This is a genomic window from Halorientalis brevis, assembly GCF_042678165.1.
Lineage (GTDB): Archaea > Halobacteriota > Halobacteria > Halobacteriales > Haloarculaceae > Halorientalis > Halorientalis brevis.
Genome location: NZ_JBHUDJ010000020.1, coordinates 1 through 1,491, shown reverse-complemented (window position 1 = coordinate 1,491; position 1,491 = coordinate 1). Strand labels below are relative to the sequence as shown.

Below are 1,491 nucleotides of genomic sequence, written 5' to 3'. Positions count from 1 at the left end.
CGCTCGTCCATGACGATGTTGTCGACCGGGAGCGAGACGTTCCCGCCTTCTTCGGAGGTGGTGAGCCCGATCTGGAGGTGCTGACCGCCCTTGCCCAGGGAGTTCACGGAGTTCTGGCAGGTCTCGGCGACGCCCAGCGCGTCCACGGAGATGTCGACGCCGCGAGAGGACTCGGTGAACTGCTTGACCGCCTGGGGCACGTCTTTGACGTCGTTGGCGTTGAGCGTCTCGTCGGCGCCCAGCTCTTCGGCCTTGTCGAGTTTCTCGTCGATGATGTCGATGCCGATGACGTTCGCGCCGAGGGCTTCGGCGATGTGGACGGCAGAGAGGCCGACGCCACCCAGACCGTGGACGGCCACCCAGTCGCCGGGGTTGATGTCGACGCGGTGGGCCAGCCCGTGGAACGCGGTGGCGAACCGGCAGCCGAGCGCGGCGACGTCGACGGGGTCGACGTTCTCGGGGAGCTTGATGGCGTTGTGGTCGGCTTTCCGGACGGGGAACCGTTCGGCGAAGGCACCGGGGGCCATCTTCAGGAAGCCCAGCGGGACGACCTGTTCGCAGATGTTTCCGCGGCCGTTCCGGCAGTGGTGACAGGTGCCGTCAGAGAGATTGAACGGGACGGTCACCTGGTCGCCTTCGCGGAACCGCTCGACGTTGTCCCCTACTTCGACGACGGTGCCGGCCGGTTCGTGGCCGAAGACGAGTCCGTCGGTCGGCATCACGCCGATCCAGGACCAGTCGCCTTTCCAGGCGTGCCAGTCGCTGCGGCAGATCCCACACGCTTCGGTCTCGACGATGATCTGGTCCTCCTCGGCTGTCGGCTCTTCTACGTCCTCGATTTGGAGGGGCTCCTCCACCCCGTGAAAGACTGCTGCTTTCATCCACCCCTAACCTGCAAATACATCCTTATAAATCATTGGTGGGGTATATCATACGCCTCTCTATTCAGGGGCCGGGTGTTATGCAGGGTTTCACGGTTGTCAACTGTTCATGCATTCTTTCGGCAACAATATCCGGTGATCGGCCGATCGCGGCGCTCGCGCGCGCTCCGATCATGAGTGCGATTGACGGGCAAAGATAGCTGTTCCAACAGGTGTCCGATCGGGGAATGGTTCGCGTCCAGAGCGCCCTCGCGGGTGCATCTGTTCGTGTCTCGATCGATCTCCTAGTCTTAGTGAGGAGTGTGGTTTTCCCACAACCACGTTAAAAGTAACCGTGTACCAATGGAGAATCCTGAACGAGACGACGGAGAGAGTACGTTAGCATCCGCGCGAGCGGTAGCGAGCGCGGTTCACTGCTGTCGAACGCCGACGGCGTGAGACAGCAGGTCGTTTTTAGTCCAGGTTTTTGCGATGGGGATGCCCGCAGGCAGCTTCGCTGCCGAGGACATCCCCCGACGTAAAAAAGTGGTTAGAACTCGTTACAGACCGGAATCCCGACGGTGTCGTAGTCGCCCATGGACTCGATGACGTCGGGGACTTCCTCGAGCGA

At 61.8% G+C, this 1,491-nt stretch carries 1 protein-coding gene; it reads right to left on the bottom strand.

The window, feature by feature from the left end:
- Positions 1–881, bottom strand: an 881-nt coding sequence (locus tag ACFR9U_RS21330; RefSeq protein ID WP_379815127.1) for an alcohol dehydrogenase catalytic domain-containing protein, incomplete at its 3' end; no start/stop codon positions are given.
- Between the last annotated feature and the right edge of the window lie 610 nt (positions 882–1,491).